Below are 25,020 nucleotides of genomic sequence, written 5' to 3' on the forward strand. Positions count from 1 at the left end.
TGCACGGGTGAACCGTGACGAACTGCTGTCGATCTGCCCGTCTCTGCGTGCGGCCCTCCTCCGCAATCGGTACGACACGGACACCCTGCTCGATGCGCTCGGCCCCGAGGTCCATGCGGCGTTGAGTCGCAACGAACCGGTCCCGGTGCGCCGGGCCAGCGCGTCCTGCGGCGAACTCGGCACCCTGATCCGCCTGTTCCTGCTCACCGACGACTGTCCCGCCGGCGAGGTGGCCGAAGCGCTGGCCCCCCTCGCGGTCGACGACGCCGTCGCCGCAGGCCTGCTCGAATCCGAGGGCGACGTCGTCCGGGCCGCCCTCGACCTGCGGCCGCTGGACATCGGCGGCGGCAACCGCTGGGTGCTCTCGGACCTCGACGGCTCCCTCCGCCCCCGCGAGACACCCGTCGACCACGTCATCGGCGTCGGGCACGCGTCGCTGTCGCTGCTGCAGGCCACCCCGACGGCACCGGTCGGGACGTTGCTCGACATCGGGACCGGGTGCGGCATCCAGGCGCTGCACGGCGCGTCCTACGCCGACTCGATCACGGCGACGGACCTGAACGTCCGGGCGGTGGACCTGGCGGCGGTCACGGCGGCGCTCAACGAGCAGGAGGTGGAACTGCTCGCCGGGTCGTGGTTCGAGCCGGTCGAGGGCCGCACGTTCGATCAGGTCGTGGCCAATCCGCCGTTCGTCGTGAGCCGCGCCACGGTGGGCCACACCTACCGCGACTCCGGCCTCGACCTCGACGGCGCGAGCGAGCTGATGATCTCCCGCGTGGCCGACTACCTCGCGCCCGGCGGCACGGCGGCGCTGCTGGCGTCGTGGATCCACGTCGAGGGTGAGGACTGGCGTGCCCGGGTGGCGTCCTGGCTGCCCGCCCACGGGATCGACGCGTGGGTGGTGCAGCGGGACGTCGCGGACCCGGCCCTGTACGTCGGTACCTGGATGCGGGACGGCGGCCTCGACACCCGCGACCCGGCCACCGCCACGATCGCCGGGGACTGGCTGGACCACCTCGCGAGCGCAGACGTGGAGGGGGTCGGTTTCGGGTTCGTCTACCTGCGCCGGACCGACGCACCCACCGATCTGATGGCGGAAGACCTCACCCACGGCTACACCGATCCGCTCGGCGCGGAGGCGCTCGCGTACTTCGATCGGGTGGCGTGGCTGCGCGACCACGACGTGCTCACCGCCCGGTTCCGCGTCGAGGAGAGCACCGCCCTGGAGCGGGTGTTCCTGCCCGGAGACGAGGGATGGACGCAGGTGGTCGCCCGGTTGCACCGGGGAAACGGCCCGGCGTGGCAGCACGAGGTCGACGATCTCGTCGCCTCGCTCGTCGCGGGCATGCGCGGCGACGGCCTCGTACTGGGCGAACTGATCGAACTCCTCGCCGCCGCGCACGGGGTCGACGCGGACGAACTCGCGCAGTCGGCGGTGCCGCTCGTGCACGCCCTCGTCCGGCACGGACTGGTGCTCCCCGCGTAGCCGCCGGGTTCCCGATCCGTCCCCCTTATACGTGTTCTCAGCAACTTCTCAGGACCGAATCGAGGAACCCGCAGGTCACAGCCTCTTCGTAAATTACCGGCCGGGAACTTTCCCGGGCCGTCGGTGCGTTGATCCATATGAGACACCACCGATGAGGAGGCAAGTCATGACAAGCCCCAGCACCACTACTCGCATTCGCCCCAGCGCCGCCGATCTGGACGCCCAGAGCCCCGCTGCCGACCTGGTCCGCGTCTACCTGAACGGCATCGGCCGCACAGCGCTGCTGACGGCCGCAGACGAGGTGGAACTGTCCAAGCGAATCGAGGCTGGGCTGTACGCAGCGCACATCCTGGAGACGGGGAAGCGCCTCTCCCCCGCCAAGAAGCGCGACCTCGCGACGGTCGTCCGGGAAGGGCAGTCCGCCCGCGCGCACCTCCTCGAGGCCAACCTGCGGCTCGTCGTGTCGCTCGCGAAGCGGTACACCGGTCGCGGCATGCCTTTGCTGGACCTCATCCAGGAGGGCAACCTCGGCCTGATCCGCGCGATGGAGAAGTTCGACTACGCGAAGGGGTTCAAGTTCTCGACGTACGCCACCTGGTGGATTCGTCAGGCGATCACCCGCGGTATGGCCGACCAGAGCCGCACGATCCGGCTCCCAGTGCACCTCGTGGAGCAGGTCAACAAGCTGGCCCGCATCAAACGTGAACTGCATCAGCAGCTCGGGCGTGAGGCGACCGACGACGAACTGGCCGAGGAATCGGGAATCCCGGCGCACAAGATCGCGGATCTCCTCGACCACAGCCGCGACCCGGTGAGCCTCGACATGCCGGTCGGCAACGACGAGGAAGCCCCGCTGGGTGACTTCATCGAGGATTCCGAGGCCACGTCCGCGGAGAACGCCGTGATCGCCGGTCTCCTGCACAGCGACGTGCGCACCGTGCTCGCCACCCTTGACGAACGTGAGCAGCAGGTCATCCGCCTGCGTTACGGACTCGACGACGGTCAGCCGCGCACCCTCGACCAGATCGGCAAGCTCTTCGGGCTCTCCCGCGAGCGTGTCCGTCAGATCGAGCGCGAGGTGATGGGCAAGCTGCGCCAGGGCGACCGCGCCGAGCGGCTGCGCTCCTACGCCAGCTGACCCGGGTCTCCCTCCGCATCAGCGCCGGTGCCGGTCGTACACGACCGGCACCGGCGCTGTGCTGTGCGGGGACCTGCGGGACCGTGAGCCGGGTCAGCGCAGCCGGCGGGGACCGAGGTCGGCGACGCTGGGCTCCGGGCCGATCCGCACGCGCGAATCGGTGACCAGCGCGCCCTCGGCGGACGCGAGCACCGGTTCGCAGGCCAGTTCCCGCACCTCCGGCAGGTCGTCGGCGAGAGCGGAGATTCGCTGTACGAGGTCGACGAGGGCCGATTTGTTCACGGGCACCGCGCTGCGGTAGCCGGACAGCAGCGGCGCGGCCTTCGGTGCGTCGATCAGCTCCGCCGCGGCGTCCTCGGTGAGGGGCAGCACCCGGTAGGCGCGGTCACCGAGCAGGTCGGAGATCACGCCGGCGAGCCCGAACGAGATGAGCGAGCCGAACGACGGGTCGTCCTGCACGCCGACGACGCAGCCGATTCCCTTGGTGGCCATCCGCTGCACGTGGAGCAGGGGTTCACCGGATGCGGCGGCGAGGTCGCGGTAGGCCCAGCGGACCGAGTCCGGTCCGACGAGGTCGAGGCGGACGCCGCCGAGGTCGGGCCGGTGCCGCCACTGTTCCCCCGTCGCCTTCACCGCCACCGGGTACCCCAGTTCCTCGGCGGCCTGCACGGCCTCCTCCTCGGTGGTGGCGGACCGGAATTCCACGACGTCCACGCCGTAGCACGCGAGGAGTTGCGACGCCTCGAAGTCCGACAGCCAGCGTCCGGACGACGCCCCGAGCCAGCCGTCGACCAACCCTTTCGCCCGTTCCGGGTCAATCCCGTTGGGGCGCACGACTTTCGAGGACGGCTTACTCTTCCAGGCCGAGTACCGCCAGGCCCGCGCCAGCGCCAGCGCCGCGCGTTCCGGACCCGGATAGGAGGGCACCGAACCGCGCGTCGGATGCCCGTCCTCACCCCGGACCGCCAGGACGTCGGGCACGCCCTCCGCCGCGAGGAACGTCGTGAGGACCGGCTTGTCGGCGTCCCGCACCGCTTCCCGCAGCGCCTGGGCATACGGTTCGGCGGGCACGGCGACCGGGGGAACGAACACGGCGATCACCGAATCGACGTCGAAGGACGCGAGCGCCGTCCGCACCGCCGTCGCGAATTCCTCGGGACCGGCCTGCGGGCCGAGGTCGACGGGGTCGCCGACCTGCAGACCCTCGCTGCGGGCCGCGTCGGCCGCCAGGACACCGAGCGCGGTGGAGTTCCCGACCACAGCGAGCCGGGGGCCCGCGGGCAGCGGCTGATACCCGAACAGCAGCGCACAGTCGAACAGCTGCGAGATCGACCCGACCTGCACCACCCCGGCCTGCTCGAAGAGTGCACGCACGATCGAATCGTCCATCTCGCCGCCGCTGGCCGCCAGCGCGGGCGGAACGGCGTGCCGCCCACTCTTGACCGCGACGATCGGCTTGTTTCTCGCCACCCTCCGCGCGATCCGCGAGAACTTGCGGGGATTGCCGAAGCTCTCCAGATACAGCAGCACGACCTCGGTGGCCGGGTCCGAATCCCAGTACTGCAGCAGGTCGTTGCCGGAGACGTCGGCGCGGTTGCCTGCAGAGACGAACGCGGACAACCCGATTCGGCTCCGCGCGGCCTCGTCGAGGATGGCGATGCCGAGGGCGCCGGATTGGCAGAAGAATCCGACGTTGCCGGGGCTCGGCAGCACGGGCGCGAGGGTGGCGTTCAACGACACCTCTCGGTCGTTGTTGGCCACGCCGAGCGCGTTCGGACCGATCAGCCGCATCCCGTGCGCGCGGGCGGCATGGACGAGGCGGCGCTCGGACTGCCGTCCGTCCATTCCGGTTTCACTGAATCCCGAGGACACGACGACGAGGGCCTTGACCCCCTTGTCCAGGCAGTCGTCGAGGACGGCGTTGATCGATTCGGCGGGGACGGCGACGACCGCGAGGTCCACCTCGTCGGGGATGTCCCGGACCGTCGGGTACGCCCGCACCCCGTGGACCGAACGGTGCTCGGCGTTGACCGGATACACCGGGCCGGTGAATCCGGCCCGCAGCAGGTTGGTCAGGACGGCGTTGCCGACCTTCGCCCGGTCGGTGGACGCGCCGATCACCGCGACCGAACGCGGACTGAGCACGTTGCGCATACTCCGCGCCTCGGCGGCCCGCTCGCGGGAATTGCGCACGGACACCATCGCTTCCGTGGGGTCGATCGCGAACTCGAGCCTGAGCACGCCGCCCTCGAAGCTGCGGCTCACCTGATATCCCGCCTCACGGAAGACGGTCACCATGTTCCGGTTCTCCGCGAGGACCTCGGCGACGAACATCGTCAGACCGCTCTCCGCGGCCGCCGCGGCCAGGTGCTCGAGCAGGATCGGCCCGAGTCCGCGGCCCTGGTGCGCATCGGCGACGACGAATGCCACCTCCGCGGATTTACCGTCTCCCTCGCCGGTGAGCCGCTCGTACCGGCCGACGGCGATGATCTCGTCCCCCAGCAGCACCACGAACGCGACCCGGTCGTGGTGGTCGACCGTGGTGAAATGAACGACGTCCCGTTGCGACATCGTCGGGTAGGGACCGAAATACCGTAGATAGCGGGTGCGTTCGGACAGCTTGGAGTGGAACGCGACGAGTTTGTCGGCGTCCTCGGGCACGATCGGCCGCAACGCGACCGCCCCGCCGTCCGCCGCGAGCACGTCGGCGACCCAGTGCCGCGGGTAGTTGTGCGCGGGGTCGGGTTTCCCCGTCGCCCCGGCACCGACCGACGACTCGGTGCTGCCCGCCTCCGCGCCGCCCGACGACGCCGTGGCACCGGTCGTTTCGCTGTCGTCCGCCTGCTCAGTCACGGGGATCCTCCGGGTCGAGTCCGAGTAGCGGGAAGCAGGCGCGGCGGGTGGCGATGACGGCGGAGTCGATCCGCGTCAGTGCGCGGTCGACCGACGGAATCCCGGTTTCCGGTGTGCCGCCGGGACCGTCCCACGGCAGGTAGTCGACCTCCCCGCCGTCGCCCATGGTGTCCGGCAGGTCGACGCTGGGCGCGAGGGCGTGAGCCCGCTCCTGCCAGGCCTCGGGCACGGCACGGGCCGTGTCGATCTCCCGGTCGAGCGCCGCGGCGATCAGGTGGGTCCACGCCCGCGGGACGACCCGGACGAGGCCGTAACCGCCGCCGCCGACGGCGAGCCAGCGCCCCTCGGCGTAGCGGTCGGCGAGGTCGCGCATCGCGAGGAACGCGGCCCGCTGTCCGTCGACGGTCAGCGCGAGGTCGGCCAGCGGGTCCTCCCGGTGGCTGTCGACACCGCACTGACTGATCACGATCTGCGGCCGGAACGCGGCGAGGGCACCGGGCACCACGGCGTGGAAACCGCGCAGCCACAACGCGTCGACGGTGCCGGGCAGCACGGGGAGGTTGATCGCCGTGCCCTCCCCCGATCCCTCGCCGACTTCGCTCGACCACCCCGTGTTGGGCCAGAGGGTTGCCGGGTGCTGATGCAGCGAGATCGTCAGGACCCGAGGGTCGTTGGCGAACGCGTGCTGGACACCGTCCCCGTGGTGTGCGTCGACGTCGATGTAGGCGATCCGGTCGAAACCGTTGTCCAGCAGCCAGGAGACGGCAATGGCGACATCGTTGTACACACAGAAGCCGGAGGCCCAGTCGGGCATGGCGTGATGCATGCCGCCGCCGATGCTGACGGCGCGGCGGGTGCGGCCCGCGGCGATCTCCTGCGCTGCGGCGAGGGATCCGCCGGCGAGGATCGCGCTCGCCTCGTGCATCTGGGGGAAAACGGGATTGTCCTCCGTGCCGAGCCCGTGCGGTGCCTCCGCGCCGAGCACACCGGACGTCGCGGAGTGACCGGCCTGTTTGACCGCTTCGATGTACGCGGGAGTGTGGATCCTCAACAGATCTGCGTCCGAGGCGGCGGCGGGCCGCAACAGCTCGACTCCCTCCAGAGTCCCGAGGCTGCGCGCGAGCGACATGGTCAGCTCGAGCCGCGTGGGATTCATCGGATGGTCCGCACTCCACCGATAACTGAGATAGTCCGGACTCCACACGACTGCACGGTTCGATACCAGTGCAGCCGAATCCTCCCCGGAACTGAACGACGCGGTCATGGACTCACGCTACTGGTCCCCCGTGGAGGGTGTCAGCAGACCCCGCCGGACCGGCACCGACGCGCGGCGGGGACGGACGGCGCCGGTGCCGGGCAATCACCGGTAGAATCAACCGAGACGAAGGGGTGTGAGTGTGAAGGATCTGGTCGACACCACGGAGATGTACCTCCGGACGATCTATGACTTGGAAGAAGAGGGCGTCGTCCCACTTCGAGCACGTATTGCCGAACGACTCGAGCAGAGCGGTCCGACGGTCAGCCAGACCGTCGCCCGGATGGAACGTGACGGCCTTCTCCTGGTCGCCGGTGACCGCCACCTGGAACTGACGGAGAAGGGCCGCGAACTCGCGGTGTCCGTGATGCGGAAGCACCGCCTGGCCGAACGACTCCTCGTGGACGTAATCGGTCTCCGGTGGGAAGAGGTTCACGCGGAGGCGTGCCGTTGGGAGCACGTCATGAGCGAGGAAGTGGAGCGGCGCCTGGTGGAGGTGCTCAACAACCCCACCACCTCGCCGTACGGCAACCCGATTCCGGGACTGGCTCTGCTCGGGCTGGACCGCCCGGTCGACCCGCCGGAGACGCTCATCCGCCTCACGGACGTGCCGCCCGGCAAGCCGACCGCGGTCGTCGTCCGCCGTCTCGCCGAGCACGTCCAGTCGGATCCGGACGTCATCGGACAGTTGCGTGAGGCGGGCGTCGTTCCGGACGCGCGCGTCACCGTCGAGACCAAGCCCGGGTCGGTCACGATCACGGTGCCCGGCCACAGCGGGTTCGATCTGTCCGAGGAGATGGCGCACGCCGTCCAGGTGAAGCAGGTTCAGGGATAGTCGATGAAACTTCTGGTCACCGGCGGCGCCGGCTATGTCGGCAGCGTCTGCAGCACGGTCCTGCTCGAACGAGGACACGAGGTCGTCGTCATCGACGACCTGTCGACGGGTAATGCCGACGCGGTGCCGCTCGGTGCCGAGTTCATCGAGGGCGACGTCGCGGACGTGGCGGCGGAGGTGCTGGGCACGAGCGGCACTCCCCGGTTCGACGGGGTGCTGCACTTCGCCGCGCAGTCGCTCGTCGGCGAGTCGGTCCAGTACCCGGAGAAGTACTGGCGCGGCAACGTCGTCACCACGCTCGAACTCCTCGAGGCCATGCGGCACTCGGGGACGCAGAAACTCGTGTTCTCGTCGACGGCCGCGACGTACGGCGAACCGGAGCACTCGCCGATCACGGAGGCCGATCCGACGCGTCCCACCAACCCGTACGGGGCGACGAAGCTCGCGATCGACCACGCCATCACCTCGTACTCGGTGGCGCATTCGCTCGCGGCGACCAGCCTGCGGTATTTCAACGTCGCGGGAGCGTACAAGTCGGCCGGCGAGAACCGGGTCGTCGAAACGCATTTGATTCCTCTCGTGCTCCAGGTGGCGCTCGGCCAGCGGGAGAAGATCTCGATTTTCGGAACCGACTGGCCCACCCCGGACGGAACGGCGATCCGCGACTACATCCATGTGCTCGACCTCGCCGAGGCGCACGTGCTGGCCTTGGAATCGTCGATCGAGGGCAGGCACCGCATCTACAATCTCGGTAGCGGCGCGGGTTTCAGTGTGCGCGAAGTCATTTCGGCGTGCGCGCGGGTCACCGGGCTCCCCATCGCGGTCGAGGACGCGCCGCGAAGGGCAGGCGATCCCGCCGTGCTCGTCGCGTCGAGTGATCGTGCGATCGCGGAACTCGGGTGGCGGCCGGAGCACACGGACCTCGACGAGATCGTCGCCGATGCCTGGACCTACCTGCAGGAGCTGGGCGACCGGTCGCACGCGGCACGTCGCTGACGCCGGCTCAGCCGGCGAGCGGCGGGGGCAGCACGACGCCGACCGCGCTCGCGCGTTCGTAACCGACGTCGGCCAGTCCCCGCACCTCGGCCGGCCGCATTCCGCTGTGCAGTGCACCGTCCAGCAGGGTGGCCAGCCTGTGCCCCGGCTCCGAGTCCAGTGCGGCGGCCAATGCGATGCCGGCGAACGGCCCGTCCCCCCGCAGGTAGGCGCTGTAGCCGAGCAGCGCCGCCGGGTTCGCGCGTTCCGGGTCGGGGAGGTTGCGGGCCAGGAGAATCCACAGTTGCTCGGCATCGTCGGCGTACGGGCCCACGGCGAGTGCGAGCACGCTGTCCCGGACGGTGACATTGTCCAGTGCGAGCGCGAGTTCCGCGTACTCCGGCGCGAGGAGCCTCTCACCGGACGACACCCGCGCCACGTGTGTCAGCACCAGTTCGAGCTCGAGTCGGTGGCAGCGATCCGGCATGGGCGACCGCTCGGCCAGTTGCCTTCGCAGAAGCGACGACGGGCGACCACGTTCGACGAGGGCGGCAATTTGCATCCGTTCGAGCACCGGCCCCACCTCGATCGTGGCCTCCATCTCCTCGCGCGAGGCGCGGATGGGCTTGCCCTCGAGGACCCGCGCGAGCGCGACGCGGGACGACGCCGGATCGGACTGGACGCCGTAATTGCCGCCGAAGAAGCTGAACCATGCACCGCCCGAAGCGATCTCCGCCGTGAGGAAGACGTCGAGAAGGTCGGTCGGCGTGAATTCGAGGAGCTCCTCGAATTCTTCGACGATCACGGACACTTCGTCGAGGCAGAGCGCGGACGGGCCGGTGACACGGTCGTCGACGAGAACCAGGATCACCCCGCCGGCGCGGTCGCGCTCACAGACGGTGGCGAACTGGCCCAGCGCCGCGCACATCGTCGGGCTCGGCCCTCCGGCACCTCCGAGGACCAGGTCGTGTCTCATGACGGCACCGACCGACGAGTTGTGCTTCCCGGTCAGGCACACCGCCACGATCGACCGGGCAGGCCGGAATCCGAGCAGTGCGGGAATCGAGGCGAGGAGGTCGTCCGGAGCGGACAGTGTGACCGTGTGCTGTTGCGGGGGCGGTTCCCCGCCGGAATCGTCGGAGAAGCCGGAACCGTGGGGGAATGCGGGTGTCGTCATGCCCCAGACTCTGTCGGGTCGACGCCGCGGGGGCCGGCGGGCGAGCTGGGCAAACACAGAGGGCTGTGGATGGGCGACGGGTTGTGGACAACCCGGCCGCCGCGCCGGGCGGACGCGCCGTTCGGCCGAGAAGTCGTCGGAGCCCTGTGCTAGGGCCCGCTCAGCTGTTCTGCACCTTCTGCACGGCGGCGGTGAACACTTCGTCGAGAGCGACGGTGTCGGCCTTCGCATCGCCGAACGACATGAAGGTCGCGGACACCCGCACGTCGCCCACCTGCGCGATCAGCGTCACCATCGACTGGGTGACCTGTTCGCTCCCGGTGCCGGATTTGACAGTCCGCCGCAGCGCGAGGGTGTCGTCCGCCCGGACGGGAGGGGCCGGAGTGATCTCGGTGGTGACGGTGGACTCGGCCCCGTTGTCCGTCACGGTGACCTCACCGCACCGCTTCGTCTGTTCCGCCAGGTCGCCGAGGGGTGTATCGGTCCTGGTGAGCTCGACCGAGATCGTCGAGCGGCTCGCATTGTCGGTACCGACCGCCATGACCGTGCCGGTCGGTCCGTAGTCCTGTGCAGGCGGCGCACAGTCCGCGGGGTCGACCACCGCACCCTGCGGAACCCCCGTCAGGTCGGGCGCCGCCATCGACACGGCCTGAGCGGGCAGGACGATCGCCTCGTAACGGGCGGGGAAGTCGGCCGGATCGACCAGCAGCTTCGACAGTCCCTTTCCGGACGGCGAACCCGCCGCGATCGTGGTGCTCGGCTGCGGTTCACCGGAGACGGTCGAGGTACACCCGGCGAGAATCGCCGCCGCGGCCAGCGCGACCACCGGGGCGACGGCCGTCCGTACCGCTGTGCTCCGAGATGTCACCGTCGTCCTCCCGTGTCGGATGTACCCTTTCCGCCACTCTGCCACGCCGGCACACCGACAGCGGGGAGGCTGCGGCTCAGCTGCCGCGGGCGATCCATTCCTCCAGATGCGGGGCCTCGGTGCCGATGGTGGTGCCGTCGCCGTGCCCGGTGCGGACCGTCGTCGACGCCGGCAGCGCGAACAGGCGATCGCGAATGGATCCGATGATCGTCGGGAAGTCCGAGTAGGAGCGCCCGGTGGCTCCCGGACCGCCCGAGAACAGGGTGTCGCCGCTGAACAACTCCCCCGCCTCCGGCAGATACAGGCAGCAGGAACCGGGAGAATGCCCGGGCGTGTGGAGCACGCGGAGGTCGGTCCCGGCCACCGCGATCTCCTGCCCGTCCTCGATCGGCGTATAGGCGACGGCGGGGTGCGTCTGCTGCCACAACACGTCGTCGGCCGCATGGAGGAAGAGCGGGGCGTCCAGTGCCGCGGACAATTCGGGGGCCACGGTGACGTGGTCGTTGTGACCGTGGGTGCAGACGATCGCCCGGACGCGCCTGCCGCCGACGGCCGCGACGATCGGGGCTGCGGTATGAGCTGCGTCGATCACCACGACTTCGGCGTCGTCACCGACGATCCACACGTTGTTGTCGACGTCCCAGGTGCCACCGTCGAGGCTGAAGGTGCCGGAGGTGACCACTCGGTCGATGCGCACGCTCACGACTCGACCTTCGATCGCCGTATCGCTCGCACCCGTATCGCTCGCACCCGTGTCGACATCGCGCACCTCCAGGGTCGTCCGTCTCGGATCGTGCCGTTCCTCACATTGCCACAGACCGTGCGCGGGATCTCGCTGTGGGCGAACACCGGAGGCCGTCCGGCGGGAATTATCGGTCGGGCGTGGCGTGTTCCCCCAGAGCAGGGCCTCCGAGAGCAAAGTCCGACGTATCGATGCCGGAGACGATAGGGGACACTGGAGGCCAGGCACGAAGGAGAAGAGGTCTGTAATGGACGAACAGTCGAAGATGTACGAGCTGGAGTTCCCGGCACCGCAGCTGTCCTCCGCGGACGGGCAGGGACCCGTGCTGATCCATGGACTCGAGGGCTTCTCCGACGCAGGCCACGCCGTCAAACTCGCCACGACGCATCTCCGCGAGAGCCTCGAGAGCGAACTCGTCGCCTCCTTCGCGGTCGACGAGCTCGTGGACTACCGCTCCCGTCGGCCCACGATGACGTTCAAGGCCGATCACTTCTCGGACTACGACCAGCCCGAGCTGAACCTGTACGCGCTGAAGGACGCGGCGGGTACCCCGTTCCTGCTGCTGGCCGGCATGGAGCCCGATCTGCGCTGGGAGCGGTTCACGACGGCGGTGCGCCTGCTGGCCGAGCAGCTCGGTGTGCGCCGGACCGTGGGCATCAACGCCATCCCGATGGCCATCCCGCACACCCGTCCGCTCGGTGTGACCGCGCATTCCACCAACAAGGACCTGATCAAGGACCACCAGCGCTGGTCGGGCGAATTGCAGGTGCCGGGCAGCGCGTCCTCGCTGATCGAGTTGCGGATGGCGCAGCACGGGCACGAGTCGGTGGGATTCTCGGTTCACGTTCCCCACTACCTGGCTCAGACGGACTACCCGGGGGCGGCGGAAACCCTCCTCGAGAATGTGAGTGACGTCACCGACCTGGACCTGCCGCTGGCCGCGCTCGGCGAGGCCGCCGCCCGCGTCCGTGAACAGGTCGACGAGCACATCGCAGGTAACGACGAGGTACAAACCGTCGTCCACGCCCTGGAACGTCAGTACGATGCCTACGTAACGGCTCAAGAACAGCAATCCACGCTCCTGGCCAGCGAGGAAGACCTGCCGAGTGGCGACGAACTCGGTGCGGAATTCGAGCGTTTCCTGGCCGAACAGGCGATGCAGGACGGCGAGAGCGGCAACTCCGAGGAGGAGGGGGGATCCCAGGGCGGGGCCTGACCGGTATCGGTTTGTGCGGTCGCCCTCCCGGCACTGTGCGACCGCACGGTCCAGTTGTTCGGCCGGGACCGGTGCAATAGCGTCGAGACCAAGCGGATGATTGAGCTGTCAACATTCGGGAAATGCACCTAGTTCAGGAGGCGACATGAGCGACAACCGCATTCGTAAGCTCAGGCCTGTTCCGAACGCCGAAACCCGCATGATGTTCCGCACCATCCACGGCTACCGTCGCGCGTTCCGCATGGCGGGCGAGGGTCCCGCGCTGCTGCTGATCCACGGCATCGGCGACAACTCCTCCACGTGGACCGAGATCATCCCGCATCTCGCCAAGAACTACACCGTCATCGCCCCCGACCTGCTGGGTCACGGACGCTCCGACAAGCCGCGGGCCGACTACTCGGTCGCGGCGTACGCCAACGGCATGCGCGACCTGCTGTCCACCCTGGGCATCGACAAGGTCACCGTCGTCGGTCACTCGCTGGGCGGCGGTGTCGCCATGCAGTTCTCCTACCAGTTCCCGCAGATGGTCGACCGCCTCGTCCTGGTATCGGCAGGCGGCGTCACCAAGGACGTCCACCCGCTACTGCGGCTCGCGTCCGTCCCGGTGGTCAACGAGGCGCTGAAGCTGCTGCGCATTCCCGGCGCGATGCCCACCGTGCGGCTGGTGGGGAACGTGCTGAGTCAGCTGAACGGCACGCGCCTCCGCCCCGGTGCCATGCTCCACGACACACCCGACCTGGTGCGGGTACTCGCGGAGCTGTACGACCCCACCGCGTACGAGGCGTACCTGCGCACCCTCCGCGCGGTCGTCGACTGGCGCGGGCAGGTCGTCACGATGCTCGACCGATGTTATCTGACCGAGAACCTCCCGGTGCAGCTCATCTGGGGTGATCAGGACGCCGTCATTCCGGTCAGCCACGCGCACCTCGCGCACGCGGCGATGCCCGGCTCCCACCTCGAGATCTTCCGCGGCGCAGGACATTTCCCGTTCCGCGACGATCCGATGCGGTTCCTGCGCACCATCGAGAAGTTCCTGTCCGGAACCCATCCCCTGCAGTTCGACGAGGCGAAGTGGCGGCAGATGCTCGTCACCGGCGTCGGTGAGAGCACCATCACCGGCAGCGCGTCCACCCGCATGGCGGTTCTCGACGCGATGGGATCGGACGAACGCAGCGCGACATAGGCCCGGCAGCGGCGCACGGCCGTCCGGCTAGCCTGTAGCAGTGCTTCTCTCCGACCTGCTCCCCGAGAACGCGGATTCCGATTCCGTTTTCGACGCCTTCACCTCCTGGACCGAAGAACGAGGACTGACGCTCTATCCCGCCCAGGAAGAATCCGTCATGGAGCTGGTGTCCGGGGCCAATGTGATCCTCGCGACGCCCACCGGATCCGGTAAGTCGATGGTGGCGGTCGGCGCCCACTTCTACGCCATGGCCACCGGCAAGCGCACGTTCTACACGGCCCCGATCAAAGCCCTTGTCAGCGAGAAGTTCTTCGCCCTGTGCGAGGTGTTCGGCGCCGAGAACGTCGGCATGATGACCGGCGACGCCGCCGTCAACTCCCGGGCGCCGATCATCTGCGCGACCGCCGAGATCGTCGCCAACCTCGCGCTGCGCGAGGGCCCCGACTCCGACATCGGCCAGGTCGTGATGGACGAGTTCCACTTCTACTCCGAACCCGACCGCGGCTGGGCGTGGCAGGTCCCCCTCGTCGAGCTCCCCCACGCCCAGTTCCTCCTCATGTCGGCCACCCTCGGGGAGGTCGACTTCTTCTCGTCCGACCTCACCCGCCGGACCGGGCGGCCCACCACCGTCGTGGCGGGCACCGAGCGTCCCGTTCCGCTGATGTTCTCGTACGCGACGACACCCGTGAGCGAGACGATCGAGGAACTGGTGACCACCAATCAGGCCCCGGTGTACGTCGTCCACTTCACCCAGGCCGCCGCCCTGGAACGCGCGCAGGCCCTGACGAGCGTCAACTTCTGTTCGCGCGAGGAGAAGGACTCCATCGCCGACGCCCTCGGCGGGTTCCGGTTCACCACCGGATTCGGCAAGACGCTCTCACGTCTGGTCCGGCACGGCATCGGCGTCCACCACGCGGGCATGCTGCCGAAATACCGGCGCCTCATCGAGAAACTGGCGCAGGACGGTCTGCTGAAGGTCATCTGCGGCACCGACACGCTCGGCGTGGGGATCAACGTCCCCATCCGCACCGTGCTGCTGACCGGGCTGACCAAGTTCGACGGCACCCGCACGCGGCACCTGCGGGCCCGCGAGTTCCACCAGATCGCGGGACGTGCGGGACGCGCCGGCTACGACACCCTGGGTACCGTGGTGGTGCAGGCCCCCGAACACGAGGTCGAGAATCTGCGGGCGCTGGCCAAGGCGGGCGACGACCCGAAGAAACGCCGCAAGGTGCAGCGCAAGAAGGCGCCGGACGGATTCGTGTCGTGGGGCGAGGCCACGTTCGATCGCCTCGTCGCCGCATCGCCGGAACCACTCGTCTCGAGGTTCTCCGTGTCGAACTCCATGCTGCTCAACGTCATCGCACGACCGGGTAACTGCTTCGAGTCCATGCGGCACCTCCTCGAAGACAACCACGAGCCGCGGCCGGCGCAGCGCAAGCACATCCTCAAGGCGCTGTCGCTGTACCGGGGGCTGATCGACGCCGGTGTGGTGCAGCGACTCGACGAGCCCGACGCCGACGGCCGGATGGCCCGGCTCACGATGGAACTCCAGCGGGACTTCGCACTCAACCAGCCGCTGTCACCGTTCGCGCTGGCCGCCCTCGAACTCCTCGACGTCGAATCCGATTCCTATGCACTGGATGTGGTGTCGGTGATCGAGTCGACCCTCGACGACCCCCGGCAGGTGCTCATGGCGCAGCAGCACTTCGCCCGCGGCGAGGCCGTCTCGCAGATGAAGGCCGACGGGATCGAATACGAGGAACGCATGGAGTTGCTCGAGGAGGTCACCTGGCCCAAGCCCCTCGCGGACCTGTTGTTCCCGGCGTTCGAGATGTACCGGGGTGGGCATCCGTGGATCACGGAGTTCGCGCTGTCGCCCAAGTCGGTCGTGCGGGACATGGTCGAGCGGGCCATGACGTTCGCCGAAATGGTCAGCCACTACGGTCTGGCCCGTTCGGAAGGGCTCGTGCTGCGGTATCTCGCGGACGCGTATCGCGCACTGCGCCAGACCGTTCCGACCGAGGCCCGGACGGAGGAACTCGACGACCTCATCGAGTGGCTGGGTGAGCTGATCCGCCAGGTCGACTCGAGCCTGCTCGACGAGTGGGAATCACTCACCGACCCCGGCGCCGAGGGCGACGACCAGCAGGTCGCGTTCGGCGCCGACGTGCCGCGCCCGATCTCCGCGAACACGCGGGCATTCCGGGTGATGGTGCGCAATGCCATGTTCCGGCGCATCGACCTCGCCTCGCGGCGGCGGTGGGCCGAGTTGGAGGGGCTGGACGACGGCATCGACGCCGAGGAGTGGGAGGACCAGCTCCAGCCGTACTTCGACGAGTACGACTCGCTCGGCACCGGGCCCTCGGCCCGCGGCCCCCAGTTGTTCCAGGTGGAGACCGCGCCCGAGCTGTGGCGGGTCCGGCAGGTCCTCGAGGACCCGCAGGGTGATCACGGGTGGGCGTTGACGGCGGTCGTGGACCTCCCCGAGTCCGACGCGGCCGGTGAAGTGATCTTCGACGAGCTCAGCATCGTCGAAGGCTAGCGGTCAGGAACGCGGCCGGCGGGGCTGATCACGCCGTGCCGCGTTCTTCTCCTTGATGCGGACGGTCTCCTTGCGGACCTCGGCCTGGGTGGCGCGCTCCTGCTGCAGCCATTCGGGGCGATCCGCCATGAGGGCGTCGATCTGCTCGGTGGTGAGCGCCTCGGTGATGCCGCCGCGCGCGAGGCCCGCGATGGACACCCCCAGCTTCGCCGCGACCACCGGCCGCGGGTGCGGGCCGTTGCGGCGCAGCTCGACCAGCCACTCCGGCGGATCGCTCTGCAGTGCGCCGAGCTCGTCGCGGGAGACGACACCCTCCTGGAACTGCGCGGGGGTGGCCTCGAGGTACACACCCAGCTTCTTCGCCGCGGTGGCGGGCTTCATAGTCTGAGGGCTCTTGTGCGACGTCATGGTGTCAAGAGTAACGAGCGTGTGCGGTGCCGTTGACCACGCCCGGTAGCCTGACGGAGTGACAGACGCGGATGCATCCCCTCCCTTCCGGCTCGCGTATGTCCCGGGCGTGACCCCCACCAAGTGGGTACGGATCTGGGCCGAACGGCTGCCCGACGTCCCCCTCGCCCTCGTCCCCGTGTCCGCCTCGGACGCACCCGATCAGTTACGTCGCCGGAGTGCGGACGTGGGACTGGTGCGGCTGCCGATTGACCGGACCGGTCTCAGCGCCATCCCCCTGTACACCGAGATCCCGGTGGTCGTGGCACCGAAGGACCACGTCGTGGCGGCGGTGGACGAGGTGTCGATCGCGGATCTGGCCGACGAGATCATCCAGCACCCCCTCGACGACGTCCTCGTGTGGGACCGGCTGCCGGGACTGCCTGCCGCGGACCGTCCGGCCACGTCGGCCGACGCGATCGAACTGGTCGCCGCGGGGGTCGGGCTGCTCGTCGTCCCGCAGTCGCTGGCCCGGCTCCACCACCGCAAGGACCTCGTCTACCGGACGGTGTCGGACGGCCCGGAGTCGCGGATCGCGTTGTCGTGGCCCGAGGACGAGACCACCGATCTGGTGGAGGAGTTCATCGGCATCGTCCGGGGTCGCACCGTCAACAGCTCCCGGGGCCGCACCCCGGCGGCGGAGCCGAAGAAGAAGCGTCCCGCCGCGGCGGCCGCACGCCAGAAGCCGGCCACGGGGACGCGGACGCCGCGCTCCGGCACCGGAGCCAAGGGCGGCAAGCCCAAGGGTGGCAAGAAGGGCAAACCGCGTCGGCGGTCCTGACACTCCCCGCCCGTCAGGCGGGGGTGCCCACCGGCGCCGTCTTCGTGAACAGGCGCGAGAGTTGCCCGTAGTCGTCCGCGCGGGCACTGGACGACCGGAACACGAGGCCGATCGTGCGACCGGGCGCGGGAGCGGCGAAGCGGGCCGTCGCGAGCGGACCCCGTCCGGTCTCCACCTGGACGGCGGATTCCGGCACCAGGGTCACGCCGAGTCCGCCGGCGACGCACTGCACCACCGTCGACAGCGATGTGGCGCGGGTGTCGCCCGCCACCGGATGTGCATCCACCGAGCGGCACAGGTCGAGGGTCTGATCGCGCAGGCAGTGCCCCTCGTCGAGCAGCAGGAGGGGAAGCTCGTCCAGCATCGGCGGGGAGATGTCGGTGCGACCGGCCAGCGGGTGCCCCTTCGGGACGACCATCACGAAATCTTCTGTGTACAAGGGGATGTCGACGAGACCGCTGACACCGCTCGGCAGGGCCAGCACCGCGACGTCGAGTGAGCCCACACGCAGCGCCTCGAGAAGTCGCGCCGTCTGGTCCTCGATGACCTGCGGCTCCAGTGCGGGCATCTCCTCGCGCAGCGCCGGCAGCAGGGCCGGCAGCACGTAGGGGGCGACGGTGGGAATGAGCCCGATCCGCAGGGGCCCGGCCAACCGGTCGCCGACGCCCGCGGCCGTCGCGACGAAACCGTCCGCGGCCTCGAGAATCACCTTGGCCTGACCGAGGAGCCGCTCCCCCGCCGCGGTGACGAGGACGCGCCGGGTGCTGCGCTCGATGAGCTGCACACCGAGCCCGTTCTCCAGTGCGGCCAGCGACTGCGACAGTGTGGGTTGGCTCACACTCAATCGTGCTGCCGCCGTGCCGAAATGGCGGTACTCCGCGACTGCCACGAACGCACGCAGCTGCGACAGTGTGGGTTGATAACTCTGATCGGCCATGCCTATCAGCCTAATGCTTTCCATCGCCTCGGCCTTTTGGACAGGTTCCTGCATTATGCAGGAACCCGTGGAGCGATAGGGTGCGTCAATGCCCATCCACGTAGACGTCGTCCGGGTGTTCACCGACGACAAAGGACGCCACGGCAATCCGCTCGGCATCGTCGACTCCTCGGCCGTCCCGCCCGAGGAGCGGCAGTCCGTCGCCCGCACACTCGGATACAGCGAGACGATCTTCGTCGACATCCCCGGGCCCGACGACGCGCACGCGCGCGCCCGGATCTTCACCCCCACCACCGAACTGCCCTTCGCCGGACATCCCACCGTCGGACTGTCCTGGTGGTTGCACGAGCGCGGTGCCGCGGTCACCACACTCGACGTCCCTGCGGGCCCCGTCACCACCCGGCGTTCCGGCGCGATCACCTGGGTGCGGGCCCGGCCCGAGTGGGCGCCGGAGTTCTCGCTGTACCCCATGGACAGCGTGCGCGAGGTCCAGGCTGCCGACCCGAAGAAGTTCGGCGCCGGGCACCACTATCTGTGGGCGTGGACCGACAAGGTCGAGCATTCGATCCGGTCGCGAATGTTCGCCCCCGACATGGGCATCACCGAGGACGAGGCCACCGGAGCCGCCGCCGTCCGGATCACCGCGCACCTGCGGCACGCCCTCCTGATCACCCAGGGCAAGGGGTCCGAACTGCGCACCACGTACGACCCCGCCGGCTGGATCGAGGTCGGCGGACGGGTACACCCCGAGAAGTCACGCACCCTCTGACGGCGGCCGCCGTCCCCGCCCCGCGGCGAGGTCGGCCTCGCTCAGGCTCACCTCGATCTCCCGGCCCAGCGTCACACCGGGAGCGAGCGGAAGCCGGTCGCCGCTCCAGAACTTGCCGGGGTCGTACCAGTTGGTGCGCCTGCGACCGCTGATCAGACCCATCTCCTCGTACGTCTGCGCGACCACCTCGGCGCAATAGGCGCTTTCGAGGCTCGCCGGCTGCTCCCGGCGACGGCGCGACCCGGGCAGGCGCCCGCCGAACCACCGCGACGCGAGTTTCGCGGTGGACGGGAACGGCGTTCCGTCGAGCCGCGCGATCGCCCGCATCAACGCGTCCTCCTGCTGCGGCGTCGCGGGTTCGGCGAGCTGACGCAGCCATCCCCGCTGCCCGTACCGCGCACCCCACACCTGGACCGCGGCGCGCAGGTCGTGGAGTTGCACACCACGCTGGAAGCGGCCCGTCCACATGTCCTGCAACGAATGCCCGAGCTCGGCGTGCCACATCAGCGGCGGAAGGTCCTCGAGCACCACCGACATGCCGACGTGGTTGACCGGACTGTTCGTCAGCGTCTGGATGGCCCTGTCGGCCGGGGACTCTCCGCGGAAGATCCAGATGTCGCCGGTGCGGGTGACCTCGACCGCGGTGTCGAGGTCGATGGTGGAACGGTGTCGTCGTGCGTCCGTGTGCCGTGGCGCGTCCATGGGCCCTAGCCTAGAAGGATGCGACTGCATGGCAGGCAATGGTGGAAACTTCTCGGACTCGCCGGTGTGGTGGGTGTCGCCGCGACCGGGGTCGTCGCGGTCCGCGCGGATCGGCACCGCAAGGCGTACACGCCCGACGAGGTGCGGGCCCGTCTGCACGAGCGCTACACCCGCGCGTACGCCGCGCACGACGGGCAGCAGGAGATCGCGCTGGCGTCGCCGACGTGGCGGGACCGGGTCACCGGCGCCCTGCACCGCCTCCGCAGGCGGGGCGCCGGCTCCGATCAGCCCAGCGCCCGGCGGAACCCGTCGGCGAGCTGAGCGACCTGATCGTCCGTCATCACGAACGACGGCGAGATCTGCATGGCGCCCTGACCCGCGGCGCGGCCCGAGATGCCGAACTCACGCAACGTATTCACGAACGGGAGCGCCTCCGCCGGATCGGCCAACTGCACGGCCGCGACCGCACCGAGACCGCTGCGCACTTCCTCGACCCGCGGGTGGTCGGCGAGGGGCGCGAGGTGCTCGTGCAACGAGGACTCGAGCCGCTTCGACTCGGCCAGCAGGTTTTCGCGCTCGATGATGTCGAGGTTGGCGAGCGCGGCCGCGGCGGCACCCGCGTGCCCACCGTAGGTGTAGCCGTGCCGCCACCACACCCCGCCTGCGAAGAACGGCTCGGCCACCCGCGGGGCGATGAACACCGCACCCATCGGGACGTACCCGGACGTGAGACCCTTTGCCGTCGTCATCATGTCGGGCTGCAGATCGAATCGCGTCGACGCGAACCACTCGCCGCCGATGCGGCCGAATCCCGTCACCACTTCGTCGACCACGAACAGGATGTCGTGCTCGCGGCAGATGTCGCGGACCTCCGCGAGGTACCCCTCCGGCGGCAGGTACACGCCACCCGCGCCGATGACGGGTTCGCAGAAGAACGCGGCGATCGTGTCGGCACCCACCTTCTCGATCAGCTCGAGCAGGCTCTTGGCGTCGTTCCAGGCGACTGTCGCGGCGTCGGCCATCAGCTCGCCGTAGCCCTCGCGGTTGACGGGAATACCCGCCAGCGCGGTGCCCGCGACGTGCATTCCGTGGTACGCCTTCTGGCGGCCGACCACGATCGTCTTGGCCGGTTTTCCCATCTCGTGCCAGTAGCGGCGGGCGAGCTTGGCCGCCGTGTCCACCGAATCCGAGCCGCCTGAGGTGAAGAAGATCTTGCTGCCCGGCACCGGCGCGATGGTGGCGAGCCGATCGGCCAGGGTCGCGGTGGTCTCGGGAACGAAGTCACCGAAGTTCGAGAAGTGCGCCATCGTCCGCAACTGCTCCGCGACGGCGTCCGCGATCTCCGCACGCCCGTGCCCGACGTTGGTGAACCACAGACCCGCAGTCGCATCGAGGTAGCGGTTGCCACGGTTGTCCCAGATGTACGCGCCCTCGCCGCGGGACACCACGAAGGCGCCCTTCTGTTCCACCGCGCCCATATCCGCGAATCCGTGCCACAGTGCCGACGCCATGCTCATCCCTTCGTGAAACCCCACCCCAGGCGACTATGCCACGGCGCCCCGGCTCGGATCCGGCCGCGTCACTTCTGCACGAGTGCGGTGGGGTGCGCTTCCGTGTCGACACCCGGTATCCCACGACCGCGAATGGACGCGCCCGCGGTCTCCGCCACGAAGTACAGCGCGACGAGACCGATCCCACACGCGGCCATCATGTAGAACGCCGGCATCAGCGAGTTGCCCGTCCATTCGATGAGCAGTTCGTTGACCGCGGGGGCCGTGCCACCGAACAACGACGTCGACACGTTGTAGGCGATGGCGAACCCCGCAAACCGCACGTGTGTCGGGAACATCGCCGGGAACGTCGCCGAAATCGTGGACAGCTGCAAGACGTACAGCAACCCGAGAACCGCGAACGCCAGGATCGCCCATCCGAAACCCTGACGCATCAGCAGATACATCGGGACGGCAAGCACGATCAATCCCACGAGTGAGCCGTACCACAACGGTTTTCGGCCCACCCGGTCCGACAACCCGCCCGCGAACGGAATGACGGCCATCATCACGAGTTGCCCCACGATGAACAACGTCAGCGATGCGGTGGACGACAGGCCGATCTGCGTTTCCAGATAGGTCGGCATGTAGCTCAGCAGCGTGTAGTTGGTGACGTTCAACGCGATGACGAGTCCGCCGAGCAGCAGCAACGGCTTCCAGTACTCGGTGATCAGGTCCTTGAACTCGTGGGTCGTCCCCGACTCCACCGCGCCTTCCGCGTCCAGTTCCCGGAAGACGGGCGTCTCCTCGAGCTTGGTCCGCAGGTAGAGGCCGATCAGGCCCATCGGCCCGGCGATCAGGAACGGGATACGCCAGCCCCAGGTGGACATGAACGGATCGCTGGAGAACAACTCCACCGCCAGAACCACGATCGCGCCGAGCGCGTACCCGCCGAGGGTGCCGAACTCGAGGAAACTTCCGCAGAAGCCGCGCTTGCGGTCCGGCGAGTACTCGGCCATGAACGTTGCCGCGCCGCCGTATTCGCCGCCGGTCGAGAAGCCCTGGATCATGCGCAGCAGCACCAGCAGCAGCGGCGCCCAGAAACCGATGACGTCGTAGCTCGGCACGAGGCCGACGCAGAACGTCGCACCCGCCATCAGGATGATCGTCAGAGCGAGGACCTGGCGACGGCCGAGCCGGTCACCCAGCGGACCCCACACGAGACCGCCGAGCGGACGCACCACGAACGACACCGCGAACACGAGCAGGGCGTAGAGGGTGGCGGAACCGGTGTCGCCGGGGAAAAACGCAGCCGAGATGTATGACACCGTGAACGCGTACACACCGTAGTCGAACCATTCGGTGGCGTTTCCCATCGCCGACGCCGCGATCGCGCGTCGGAGAACACCTGGTGGGAGGGCTTCCTGCTCGGCTGACGCATCCGCAGATGCCATAGATCCCGCCTCCTGAGGCCGGTGGTCGCGTGCCCTCATTGTGTCCCGAGTGACACGTGTTGTCGTCGATTTCGCGGTTTACACGGGCACCGAGTACCCGCCCGGGACGGTGTTCAGTCACCGATGCGCGGGTCACCGCAACCCATGACCAGCCGAATCACGCCATTGCCGTCGACTGCCGGGACTCGCAATCACTGGCCCGATTCTGGTGCGAGACCCTGGGCTAGCCGTGGACCCGCCGGTGGACGGACGCATACGGCCGCGAGTACGTCGAAGCGAGCGCACCGGGGTCGACGTCACTGCTCTTCCCGCCCGTCGACGAAACGAATTCTGCGTGTTACCGGAACGTGGGGCCGGCGACGGGACGACCGCGTAGCCCCCGCCACCAGGCGGCGGGCCCGCCGTGGGCGACCCAGTGCCGCACGTGGTCCACGTGGTCCGTGGCCACCCGCACCCACTCGCTCCAGGCACTCGGTGTGGGCAGGGTTTCGACGGAACGGATCAGGAGACGATCGATCGCGTCCGTGACCAGCTGCGCCCGCTCCAGCTGCACCATGTGTCCCGCACCGGGCACCTTCACCAGTTCCGTGTCCGGCAACACGCCGGCGATGGCCTTCGAATAGCGGAACGGGGTCAGGACGTCACGATCGCCGCACACGACGAGCGTCTCGATCGGTGCCAGCAACGGCACCGCCGCCGTCTCGTCGTGGTTCTTGAACGACGGCAGGAAGTCGACCAGCGTCTTGAGCGAGGTGTCGTTGATCATCTGCTCGGAATGCCACATGATCGCCGGGCTGATGCTGCGGTCACCGAACGACGCCGACCTCAGGATCGGCGCCAGCACCCGCTTGCTCGCGCCGCGGCCGCTCTGGACCACCCGGGGCAGGTGACGGGCCGCGGTGCTGAAACCGGCGACGACGGGCGTGTTGAGGGTGCGGGCGAGCCCCACGTCACCCAGCTTCTCCGCCGCGGTGGCGATCAGCCCCACCCCGACGACGCGGGAACCGATCAGATCGGGGTTCCGGCCGACGTAGGAGAGGACGGCCATGCCGCCCATCGAGTGGCCGACCAGCACGATCGGCCCCTCCGGCACCAGCGCCCGGATCACGGCGTCGACGTCCTGCGCGAGATGCGGGATCGTGCACGTGTCCCGCCGCGGCACCCCGGAGTTGCCGTGGCCGCGCAGATCGAAGAACACCATGCGGATCGTCGAGCCCCACGTCTCCTCGAGCTGAACCCGCTGGAAGTGCCAGCCGGTCATCCGGTTGCAGAACCCGTGGACGAACACCACGGTCAGCGGGGCGAACGCCGGACCCACCTCGCGCACCGCGAGGGGGACCCCGTCGTCGGCGGCGACGACACTGCCGCGGTCGCGGGTGAGCAGGTCGAAGGTCTCCCCTGCGAACTCGTCGAACATAGTCTCCCAGCCGTTGCCGAAGTCACGGATGATCGCGTGGACGCCTGTCGTGTGGAGGATAGCGCGGTCCGCGAATCGGCTGCGCGAGGCTTCGCCGCTACCGGTCCTCGCCGTACCGGTGGCGCGCACCGAGACGTCCCACCGCGTTCACGGCGAGCGCCATCAACGCCCTCGCCGGCAGCAACACGACCGCGGTGACGGCCAGCTGGACGTACCCCTGGTTGCGGGGGTCCAGGAACGGATACGGGTACCAGTCGACGATCGGCCCCGGATCAGGGAGTAGGCGCCGTACACGGCCGGGAAGATCAGCCAGCCGAGACTCTGGGCGTCGGAGATCGGCACCCGGGACGGGGCGAGCACCCAGTCGACCAGCAGGACGAGCGGCAGCAGCCGGTGCAGGGCCGTGTTGATCCAGCCGTCCTGCAGCATGACGTCGATGTTCGCCAGCAGCACCGCATACACGACTCCGGTGATGACCATGTACAGCGTCGTCGCGCCGCGGAACAGCTGCCAGCGCCGCGACTGCGGATCCCGGATCGCGCCGATCAGCAGGACGACGACAGCGAGGATGTTGCTCTCGATGGTGAAATAGCTGAGGTAGTCGGCCGTCGAGAAGTCGTCACTGCCGACGTTGCGGAGCGGAATCCACAGCAACGCGACCAGCCCGTAGGCGGCGAACGCCGCCCGCAGAACCCGAACGATCCTCTGACCTCGCAGCTCCGTGACGACGGCGGCGTCCATCCGCCGATA

21 protein-coding genes and 1 pseudogene are annotated in these 25,020 nt (G+C 69.0%); 10 read left to right on the forward strand and 12 right to left on the reverse strand.

Annotated features, from left to right (window positions below):
* Positions 1 to 7 precede the first annotated feature (7 nt).
* Together P3H15_RS06995 and P3H15_RS07000 are read left to right on the forward strand one after the other, a co-directional pair.
* Positions 8 to 1,486 (forward strand): methyltransferase, encoded by a 1,479-nt coding sequence (locus tag P3H15_RS06995; RefSeq protein WP_276136554.1) that lies wholly within the window; start codon positions 8 to 10, stop codon positions 1,484 to 1,486.
* Between the two features lie 166 nt (positions 1,487 to 1,652).
* Positions 1,653 to 2,624 carry a sigma-70 family RNA polymerase sigma factor gene (locus P3H15_RS07000; protein ID WP_005240812.1) on the forward strand — a complete coding sequence of 324 codons (972 nt, stop codon included), beginning with the start codon at positions 1,653 to 1,655 and terminating at the stop codon, positions 2,622 to 2,624.
* Positions 2,625 to 2,717: 93 nt separating this feature from the next.
* On the opposite strand, the gene P3H15_RS07005 is transcribed toward P3H15_RS07000, so the two are convergent.
* Both P3H15_RS07005 and P3H15_RS07010 read right to left on the reverse strand, forming a co-directional pair.
* Complete coding sequence (locus P3H15_RS07005) at positions 2,718 to 5,477, reverse strand: GNAT family N-acetyltransferase (protein ID WP_276136555.1); 2,760 nt, start codon at positions 5,475 to 5,477, stop codon at positions 2,718 to 2,720.
* Entirely contained in the window at positions 5,470 to 6,741 is a 1,272-nt protein-coding gene (locus P3H15_RS07010; protein ID WP_072942360.1) for an acetoin utilization protein AcuC, read from the reverse strand. The genes P3H15_RS07005 and P3H15_RS07010 overlap by 8 nt, the downstream gene beginning before the upstream one ends.
* Before the next feature lie 133 nt (positions 6,742 to 6,874).
* Between P3H15_RS07010 and P3H15_RS07015 the strand changes: the two genes are divergently transcribed.
* Positions 6,875 to 7,567: a metal-dependent transcriptional regulator gene (locus P3H15_RS07015; protein WP_015890477.1), complete on the forward strand. Its 693-nt coding sequence runs from the start codon at positions 6,875 to 6,877 to the stop codon at positions 7,565 to 7,567.
* 3 nt (positions 7,568 to 7,570) lie between these two features.
* The gene (gene galE, locus P3H15_RS07020) at positions 7,571 to 8,563 is read left to right on the forward strand and encodes a UDP-glucose 4-epimerase GalE (protein WP_072942361.1); all 993 of its coding nucleotides are present in this window, start codon (positions 7,571 to 7,573) and stop codon (positions 8,561 to 8,563) included.
* Between the two features lie 7 nt (positions 8,564 to 8,570).
* On the opposite strand, the gene P3H15_RS07025 is transcribed toward galE, so the two are convergent.
* From P3H15_RS07025 to P3H15_RS07035, 3 genes are all read right to left on the reverse strand, one after another.
* Positions 8,571 to 9,719 (reverse strand): DUF4192 domain-containing protein, encoded by a 1,149-nt coding sequence (locus tag P3H15_RS07025; protein ID WP_276136556.1) that lies wholly within the window; start codon positions 9,717 to 9,719, stop codon positions 8,571 to 8,573.
* A 160-nt stretch (positions 9,720 to 9,879) separates the two neighbouring features.
* A complete protein-coding gene (locus P3H15_RS07030; protein ID WP_276136632.1) occupies positions 9,880 to 10,545 on the reverse strand; it encodes a DUF5642 family protein in 666 nt (221 codons plus the stop codon).
* A 118-nt stretch (positions 10,546 to 10,663) separates the two neighbouring features.
* Positions 10,664 to 11,290: an MBL fold metallo-hydrolase gene (locus tag P3H15_RS07035; protein WP_072942364.1), complete on the reverse strand. Its 627-nt coding sequence runs from the start codon at positions 11,288 to 11,290 to the stop codon at positions 10,664 to 10,666.
* A 286-nt stretch (positions 11,291 to 11,576) separates the two neighbouring features.
* On the opposite strand from P3H15_RS07035, the gene P3H15_RS07040 reads away from it, so the two are divergent.
* The 3 genes from P3H15_RS07040 to P3H15_RS07050 all read left to right on the forward strand — a co-directional run bounded on the left by P3H15_RS07040 (position 11,577) and on the right by P3H15_RS07050 (position 16,273).
* Positions 11,577 to 12,545, forward strand: coding sequence for a proteasome assembly chaperone family protein (locus P3H15_RS07040; protein ID WP_276136557.1), 969 nt, complete (start codon positions 11,577 to 11,579; stop codon positions 12,543 to 12,545).
* Positions 12,546 to 12,690: 145 nt separating this feature from the next.
* Positions 12,691 to 13,728: an alpha/beta fold hydrolase gene (locus tag P3H15_RS07045; RefSeq protein ID WP_015890471.1), complete on the forward strand. Its 1,038-nt coding sequence runs from the start codon at positions 12,691 to 12,693 to the stop codon at positions 13,726 to 13,728.
* A gap of 40 nt (positions 13,729 to 13,768) precedes the next feature.
* Positions 13,769 to 16,273: an RNA helicase gene (locus tag P3H15_RS07050; RefSeq protein ID WP_276136558.1), complete on the forward strand. Its 2,505-nt coding sequence runs from the start codon at positions 13,769 to 13,771 to the stop codon at positions 16,271 to 16,273.
* A 3-nt stretch (positions 16,274 to 16,276) separates the two neighbouring features.
* Here P3H15_RS07050 and P3H15_RS07055 read toward each other — a convergent pair whose 3' ends face one another.
* The gene (locus P3H15_RS07055; protein WP_276136559.1) at positions 16,277 to 16,681 is read right to left on the reverse strand and encodes a DUF5997 family protein; all 405 of its coding nucleotides are present in this window, start codon (positions 16,679 to 16,681) and stop codon (positions 16,277 to 16,279) included.
* 58 nt (positions 16,682 to 16,739) lie between these two features.
* Between P3H15_RS07055 and P3H15_RS07060 the strand changes: the two genes are divergently transcribed.
* Positions 16,740 to 17,501, forward strand: a complete 762-nt coding sequence (locus tag P3H15_RS07060; RefSeq protein ID WP_276136560.1) for a LysR family substrate-binding domain-containing protein — start codon at positions 16,740 to 16,742, stop codon at positions 17,499 to 17,501.
* Positions 17,502 to 17,514: 13 nt separating this feature from the next.
* Here P3H15_RS07060 and P3H15_RS07065 read toward each other — a convergent pair whose 3' ends face one another.
* Positions 17,515 to 18,438 carry a hydrogen peroxide-inducible genes activator gene (locus P3H15_RS07065; RefSeq protein WP_276136561.1) on the reverse strand — a complete coding sequence of 308 codons (924 nt, stop codon included), beginning with the start codon at positions 18,436 to 18,438 and terminating at the stop codon, positions 17,515 to 17,517.
* An 88-nt stretch (positions 18,439 to 18,526) separates the two neighbouring features.
* On the opposite strand from P3H15_RS07065, the gene P3H15_RS07070 reads away from it, so the two are divergent.
* The gene (locus P3H15_RS07070) at positions 18,527 to 19,207 is read left to right on the forward strand and encodes a PhzF family phenazine biosynthesis protein (protein ID WP_276136562.1); all 681 of its coding nucleotides are present in this window, start codon (positions 18,527 to 18,529) and stop codon (positions 19,205 to 19,207) included.
* Here P3H15_RS07070 and P3H15_RS07075 read toward each other — a convergent pair.
* Positions 19,193 to 19,909, reverse strand: a complete 717-nt coding sequence (locus P3H15_RS07075) for a hypothetical protein (RefSeq protein ID WP_276136563.1) — start codon at positions 19,907 to 19,909, stop codon at positions 19,193 to 19,195. The genes P3H15_RS07070 and P3H15_RS07075 overlap by 15 nt on opposite strands.
* An 18-nt stretch (positions 19,910 to 19,927) precedes the next feature.
* Between P3H15_RS07075 and P3H15_RS07080 the strand changes: the two genes are divergently transcribed.
* The gene (locus P3H15_RS07080) at positions 19,928 to 20,230 is read left to right on the forward strand and encodes a hypothetical protein (protein ID WP_276136564.1); all 303 of its coding nucleotides are present in this window, start codon (positions 19,928 to 19,930) and stop codon (positions 20,228 to 20,230) included.
* Here P3H15_RS07080 and P3H15_RS07085 read toward each other — a convergent pair.
* The 4 genes and pseudogenes from P3H15_RS07085 to P3H15_RS07100 form a co-directional block, all read right to left on the reverse strand.
* Positions 20,194 to 21,426: an aspartate aminotransferase family protein gene (locus P3H15_RS07085; RefSeq protein WP_276136633.1), complete on the reverse strand. Its 1,233-nt coding sequence runs from the start codon at positions 21,424 to 21,426 to the stop codon at positions 20,194 to 20,196. The two genes, P3H15_RS07080 and P3H15_RS07085, sit on opposite strands and share 37 nt — an antisense overlap.
* Before the next feature lie 62 nt (positions 21,427 to 21,488).
* Positions 21,489 to 22,853 (reverse strand): MFS transporter, encoded by a 1,365-nt coding sequence (locus P3H15_RS07090; protein WP_276136565.1) that lies wholly within the window; start codon positions 22,851 to 22,853, stop codon positions 21,489 to 21,491.
* 337 nt (positions 22,854 to 23,190) lie between these two features.
* Entirely contained in the window at positions 23,191 to 24,270 is a 1,080-nt protein-coding gene (locus P3H15_RS07095; RefSeq protein ID WP_276136566.1) for an alpha/beta fold hydrolase, read from the reverse strand.
* Between the two features lie 97 nt (positions 24,271 to 24,367).
* A pseudogene (locus P3H15_RS07100) lies at positions 24,368 to 25,011 on the reverse strand (Pr6Pr family membrane protein).
* Positions 25,012 to 25,020 lie beyond the last annotated feature (9 nt).

Source organism: Rhodococcus sp. T2V, assembly GCF_029269925.1.
In the GTDB taxonomy this organism is placed as follows: Bacteria; Actinomycetota; Actinomycetes; order Mycobacteriales; family Mycobacteriaceae; genus Rhodococcus_F; species Rhodococcus_F koreensis.